Annotated in this window: 5 protein-coding genes (1 of these 5 cut by a window edge); all 5 read left to right on the plus strand. The window is 53.0% G+C overall.

What is annotated here, in order from left to right:
- Nucleotides 1-3: 3 nt before the first annotated feature.
- Nucleotides 4-1,488, plus strand: coding sequence for a sugar ABC transporter ATP-binding protein (locus NSQ24_RS02825; RefSeq protein WP_031933362.1), 1,485 nt, complete (start codon nucleotides 4-6; stop codon nucleotides 1,486-1,488).
- Nucleotide 1,489: 1 nt separating this feature from the next.
- Complete coding sequence (locus tag NSQ24_RS02830; RefSeq protein WP_003393164.1) at nucleotides 1,490-2,485, plus strand: ABC transporter permease; 996 nt, start codon at nucleotides 1,490-1,492, stop codon at nucleotides 2,483-2,485.
- Between the two features lie 347 nt (nucleotides 2,486-2,832).
- Nucleotides 2,833-4,440: a catalase gene (locus NSQ24_RS02835; RefSeq protein ID WP_003393165.1), complete on the plus strand. Its 1,608-nt coding sequence runs from the start codon at nucleotides 2,833-2,835 to the stop codon at nucleotides 4,438-4,440.
- Between the two features lie 305 nt (nucleotides 4,441-4,745).
- Nucleotides 4,746-6,218 carry an ATP-binding protein gene (locus tag NSQ24_RS02840; protein ID WP_003393168.1) on the plus strand — a complete coding sequence of 491 codons (1,473 nt, stop codon included), beginning with the start codon at nucleotides 4,746-4,748 and terminating at the stop codon, nucleotides 6,216-6,218.
- A 23-nt stretch (nucleotides 6,219-6,241) separates the two neighbouring features.
- Nucleotides 6,242-6,534, plus strand: the 5' end (the start) of a protein-coding gene (locus NSQ24_RS02845; protein ID WP_003393170.1) for a tetratricopeptide repeat protein. It continues 925 nt past the right edge of the window; only the first 293 of its 1,218 coding nucleotides appear in the window; it begins with the start codon at nucleotides 6,242-6,244; the stop codon falls past the right edge of the window.

Raw genomic sequence — 6,534 nt, forward strand, 5'->3', positions numbered from 1 at the left:
AAAATGACGACTTTGCAGATGAACGGCATCATGAAGCAGTTCTCTGGCGTACCCGCGCTCCGTTCCGTCGATTTCGAAGTGAAAGCGGGAGAAGTTCACGCTCTGCTCGGAGCCAACGGAGCGGGGAAGAGCACGCTGATGAAGATTTTGACGGGAGCCTATGTGGCGGACGGAGGCTCCATTGTGATTGATGGCAGGGAGGCCGCGATCCAGTCGCCGCAGGATGCCAAAGCGCTCGGGATTCAATGCGTCTATCAGGAAGTGGATACGGCGCTGATCCCGTACCTCAGTGTAGCGGAAAACATATTGCTCGATCGCCAAATCCAAGCAAAGGGCTTGATCAGCTGGCGCCGCTTGTATGAAGAGGCGGAAGCGATTCTCGCAAGGTTTGGCTTTTCCATTCCTGTGAAAAAGCAGGTGGAAGCCTGTACGCTGTCCGAAAAGCAGCTGATCCTGATCGCCCGGGCGACGGTACAGCAGGCCCGATTCATTATTTTTGACGAACCGACAGCTCCGCTCAGCAACACGGAAACAGAGCGGCTGTTTCAGATCATCGAGCAGTGCAAGCAAGCGGGGTTGGGCATTATCTACATCTCCCACCGGCTGCCGGAAATTTTTCAAATCTGCGACCGGATCACCGTCATGCGCGATGGACAACGGATCTCTACCAAAGAGACGGCGGACACAACGATGGACGAGGTCATCGCCGCGATGCTGGGCAAGACATTCTCCGAGGAGTTCCCGAAGACCCAGGTGCCGATCGGCGAGACCATCCTGGAAGTGAAAAACGCCAGAGGAGGCAAGGTTCGCCGAGCGGACCTGCATGTGCGCGAGGGAGAAATCGTCGGTGTCGTCGGCCTGGTTGGAGCAGGGAAGACGGAGCTGGCACGTCTGCTGTTCGGCGCGGATGAGTGGGAGGATGGCAAGCTGATTGTAAACGGCAGGGTTTTGCGGCTTCGCACGCCGAAAGAGGCAGTCGAGGCGGGGATCGTCCTCGTGCCGGAGGAGCGCCGCAAGGAAGGGATATTCGTAGAGGAGTCGGTCGCCCGCAATCTGTCGGTGGCTACCCTGGCCAAATGGTCGCCAAAGGGCTTTGTGAAGCAAAGACTGGAGTCGGAGCAAGCCGAGAAGATCGTCCGAAAACTGGGGGTAAAGACAGCGGGCATCCGTCAGCCTGTCGGCCACTTGAGCGGGGGAAACCAGCAGAAGGTCGCTATCGGAAAATGGCTGGATACGGATGCGCGCATCTTTATGTTCGACGAGCCGACGAAGGGTGTGGACATCGGGGCGAAAAGCGACATATACCGCCTGATCGGCTCGCTCGCCGCGGAGAAAAAAGGCATCCTGTATTTTTCCTGCGAGTTTCCCGAGGTGCTGGGGATTGCGGACCGGATCCTCGTCATGTTCGAGGGACAAATCGTAAAAGAGCTGAGCCGGGAAGAAGCGACCCAGGAGTCAATCATGTATTACGCAAGCGGGGGTGAATAAGATGGAAGCAAAAAAATACAGCTTGTTTGATTTTGTTTATAAATACGGAACAGTTGCCGTGATCGCCATCGTCATCCTGCTTTTTAGCCTGACCAATCCTTATTTCTTTACCTATGCCAACATCACGGATATTTTGCGCTCCATCTCCATCGTCACATTTGTGGCCGTCGGTGTTACGTTTTCCTTGATTGTCGGCGGATTCGACCTGTCTGTCGGTTCGACCGTCTCCTTGACTACCGTTGTCTCCGCATCGATGATGGTCTGGTACGAACAAGGAGCGGTCGCGACATTGGCGGTTCCGATCGTTCTGGCCGTTCTGGTGGGCTTGATCAACGCGCTGTTGGTCGTGAAGATTCGGATTCCCGACCTGTTGGCGACCTTGGCGATGCTGTACATCGTAAACGGCGTCCATATGACCTATTCAAAGGGCTACTCGATCTACGCCAATATGCCGATGGAGGACGGGACGACTGCTCCGGGCAAATTTCAGGAATGGTTTCTCTGGCTGGGGCAAGGCGAGATTCTCTCCGTACCGGTGCCTGTGCTGCTTACCTTTTTGCTGGTGGCGGTCACGCATATTTATTTGACCTATACGAGACAAGGGCGCATGCTTTATATGACCGGAGGGAATGTGGAAGCGGCACGGCTCTCCGGAATACCCGTGAACCGGTACCGGACGCTTGCTTACGTGCTCTCTGCCCTGTTTGCCGGACTCGGAGGGATGCTCTTGGCTGCGCGAATCGGAACCGGTCAGGTGAGCAGCGGAGGCTCCATGCTGATGGATGCGGTGGCCGCGGCGTTTGTCGGTTTCTCTGTATTTGGCGCAGGCAAGCCCAATGTATTCGGCACCTTCGTCGGGGCCATCCTGATCGGTGTCCTGCTGAACGGCATGACGATGCTGAATCTTCCTTATTATGCGTATGACATCATTAAAGGAATTGTCCTGGCGCTGGCATTGGCAGTCACGTACTATCAATTGCGCAGAAAGCGGGCGTAGGAAGGATTGGAGTCAATCCTTTGCTGACTTGGAAGCCAAATGAAAGTCGCTACATACAGGGCGCAGCAGAAGAAGCCTGTTTTCAGCGGCTCACTTTAGGCTGTGCCCTGTAGCGGTTTTGCCGACCAACATCTCCAGAGTGTTACACATTCGTATGTGGCATGAAATTCCCTCTCTAATGGTTTCGCAGGCAATTTTTGCATAAAGCTACCCCCGCAGGAAGATATTACATATGTGCAACCAAAAAACGTGCAAGCAAGCTATTTGACTGAAAGCGGGGGAATGCAATGAGTGATGTTCATCAGGAACGAGGAGCGTCAGCGGAAGGAGAGAACGGGACCTCGGTAATGGGTGCCGGCGGCGTATACGACAAAAGAATGACTGCGGGGGAGGGCGAAGATTCTCTCACCAACCGGCAAGGACACCCCATTACGGACAATCAGAACATGAGGACGGTGGGCAGAAGAGGCCCCACGACACTGGAGAACTACGATTTTCTGGAAAAAATCACCCATTTTGACAGGGAACGCATTCCGGAGAGGGTCGTTCATGCGCGCGGGACAGGTGCCCATGGCTATTTTGAAGCGTACGGCAAAGTGGGAGACGAGCCTATAGCCAAGTACACCAGGGCCAAGCTGTTTCAGGAAGCGGGCAAGCGCACACCCGTGTTTGTCCGGTTTTCCACGGTCACCCACGGCATCCACTCGCCGGAGACATTGCGCGATCCGCGCGGCTTTGCCGTCAAATTCTATACGGAAGACGGCAACTGGGATCTGGTAGGCAACAACCTGAAAGTGTTTTTCATTCGGGATGCGATGAAGTTTCCGGACCTGATTCACGCGTTCAAACCGGACCCGGTGACCAATATTCAGGACCAGGAGCGCATCTTTGACTTCATCTCCAACACCCCGGAAGCCATGCATATGATTACGTTTCTTTTCTCTCCGTGGGGCATCCCGGCCAATTATCGCCAGATGCAGGGCTCGGGCGTCAATACGTACAAGTGGGTCAACAAAGAGGGCGAAGCCGTTCTGGTGAAGTACCATTGGCAGCCGCTTTCCCAAGGCATCAAGAACCTCACGCAAAAGGAAGCCCAAAAAATTCAGGCACAAAATTTCAACCACGCTACTCAGGACTTGTACGAAGCAATCGAGCGAGGCGAGTACCCGGAGTGGGAGCTCTGTGTCCAGATCATGAGCGATGACGAGCATCCGGAGCTTGATTTTGATCCATTGGACCCGACCAAGCTTTGGCCGGAGGAACAATTTCCGTTTCTCCCTGTAGGCAAAATGGTGTTGAACAAAAATCCGGAAAACTACTTTGCGGAGGTAGAGCAAGCATCCTTCGGGACGGGCGTACTGGTCGACGGACTGGATTTTTCCGATGACAAGCTGCTGCAGGGGCGGACGTTTTCCTACTCTGACACACAGCGTTATCGGGTAGGCGCCAATTATTTGCAGCTTCCGATCAACGCTCCGAAAAAACGCGTAGCCACCAATCAGGAAGGCGGTCAAATGCTCTACCATGTGGACAGGACCAATCCGCATATCAACTACGAGCCGTCCACGATTGGGGGACTGCGTGAGGTCGTGCAGGAAGAAAAGGACCACGAGCCGTACGTAGCGGGAAATGTGGTGCGGCAAAAAATTGACCGGACCAATGACTTCAAACAGGCCGGGGAGCGTTACCGGATGTTCGAGGACTGGGAGCGGGACGATCTGATCGAAAATCTGGTAAACGCCTTGCGCGTCTGCAGGAAGGAAATTCAGGACAAGATGATCGAGATGCTAACAAAATGCGATCCCGATTACGGCCGTCGCGTCCGGGAGGGTCTGGAGCAGGCCGGCAGCAAGGATTCGGGAAAATTGGGGACGGGCGGTCCGATCGGCACAGAAAACGCTGGAGCAGCAGTGAAGGAAGCCGAAAGAAAAGGGCATCAGGCTGATCCCTATTAAGGATGGAAAGGCCGTTTCGCACGAGAGCGTGACGGCCTTTTTATATTGTTTATCAATAATGGAAGTATTTGTATCGGGTGTTTGTAATAGCCAAGACATCAAAACAGAACAGGGAATGGTAAGAAAGTCCCGTTTTCGCTGCTTCTTTTGCCCGAATACCCACATAAAATAAAGAAAAGGACAACCCGCAGAAATCGTCACAATCCACCATGTTTCTTGAAGTTTTTTACATTTGATGTAGAATGATGAGAGGTTGCAAACGAATATCCGAAACTGGATGCACGCGTCAAGATAGAAGACCATGGATGAATGGCGGTGAACACGCTTTGGAAAAAATACAATGGCTGCGTCAAATGGCGGCAAAGCATCCCGAGGACGCCCAAACGCACTTCTGGTTAGGAAAGGAACTGGCCGAAAACGGTTTGTGGCTGGAAGCGATCAGTTCATATTCTGCAGGACTCACATATTGCGAGAATGAGGAATTGCGCAATGACTTTATTCGGGAGCTGTCACTGGCCACACAACAGCTGCAGCAACAGGCAACGGGCAGTGCTGCTGCCCCGGCTGTCCAGAAGAACTCCTCCGCCGCCTCGGCTACAGGGATGAGCAATGTCGCGCCTCTGGCCAAAGGGATGGAAACAGAAAACATCGGAGAGAAAAACGAGGCTCCCCCCCAAGAAACAGATCATAAAAGAGATGGCCGCAACCATTCGCTGCAAAATGATTTCGGGGAAGACGATGAGAAATACGATGAAGCCGATGACGACAACAGCGATTACGAGGATGACCGTTATGCTGGCAGCCAGGGAACTGGAGCGGGCAGACAAAACCACTCCTACAAAGTAAAGAACCATCCGGGCCTAAAAATTATCGATGGCGGCCAACGGGAGAAAAAAGAGGAACTGCCAACGTTAAACAAGGTCACGTTTGAGGATGTGGCAGGCCTGCATGAATTGAAGAAAACGATTCGCTTGCGGATAATAAGCCCGTTTTTCAATCAAGGCCTGTTCTCCAAGTTCCGCAAAAAAGTGGGCGGCGGCGTATTGCTGTACGGCCCTCCCGGTTGCGGGAAAACGTTCGTGGCGAGAGCGACTGCAGGAGAATGCAAAGCCACCTTCGTCCCGGTGCACATCACCGATATTCTGGACCCGTATATCGGAGTGAGCGAGCAGAATCTGAAAGCCATGTTTGACAAGGCGCGTCACCATAAACCGAGCATTATGTTTTTTGATGAGATCGATACGATCGGCTACAATCGTTCAAAATCTTCATCCAATTACATGCGGGGCGTGATCGATACCTTTTTGTCGGAAATGGAAGGCATTGATACCAGCACCGATCAGGTTTTGATCATTGGAGCTACCAATCTCCCTTGGGATGTAGACAATGCACTGAAGCGGCCGGGGCGGTTTGACCGGTTGATTTTTGTTGCGCCGCCAGATTTGGAAGCGCGTGAGCAAATGTTCACGCTGAAGCTGCACGGACGATTTGCCAAAGGAATCGATCCCCATTGGCTGGCCAAGCACACGGAGTTCTTTTCCGGGGCTGACATTGAAAATGTGTGTGAGCGGGCAGCGGAGCTTGTTCTGGAGGAAATCTTGGAGACCGGCGTGGAGCGCCCGATCATGATGAAGGATTTGGAGACGGTTTTGAGCGAGGTGAAGCCGACCACCCTGGACTGGCTGCGCACGGCGAAGAACTATGTCAAATATTCCAACCACAGCGGGCTTTACAACGATATAGAGGCGTATTTGCGCAAGTTTGGCAGACAGATTTAATTTTCACCCAGGAGTTGAGAGAGATGGAAGAAAGGATACAAAACGATTCCGAAGAGCTAGTGGAAAGACTGGTAGACAGCATCGAGTACCATTTTGACAATGACAATTATGAGACGGTGATCGCGGAGGCCAAGGAGCTGCTCGCGGTGGAACCTGACCATTTTTATGCACTGCTGCAAATGGGCTACTCTTATTTGAATCTCGACAGAATGGATGAGGCCAAAGAAACCGCCCAATACATGCTGGGATTGTGGCCTTCCCACCCGAGGGTGTTTCACCTTTACGGATGTGTGTGCAGATATAGCGGGGATTACAG

Origin of the sequence: Brevibacillus sp. FSL L8-0520 (genome assembly GCF_037963895.1) — a bacterium.
In the GTDB taxonomy this organism is placed as follows: domain Bacteria; phylum Bacillota; class Bacilli; order Brevibacillales; family Brevibacillaceae; genus Brevibacillus; species Brevibacillus borstelensis.

Coding starts and splice junctions, on each gene's coding strand:
- NSQ24_RS02840 (WP_003393168.1), top strand. CDS start 4,746: ATGAATGGCGGTGAACACGCTTTGGAAAAAATACAATGGCTGCGTCAA.
- NSQ24_RS02830 (WP_003393164.1), top strand. CDS start 1,490: ATGGAAGCAAAAAAATACAGCTTGTTTGATTTTGTTTATAAATACGGA.
- NSQ24_RS02835 (WP_003393165.1), top strand. CDS start 2,833: ATGGGTGCCGGCGGCGTATACGACAAAAGAATGACTGCGGGGGAGGGC.
- NSQ24_RS02825 (WP_031933362.1), top strand. CDS start 4: ATGACGACTTTGCAGATGAACGGCATCATGAAGCAGTTCTCTGGCGTA.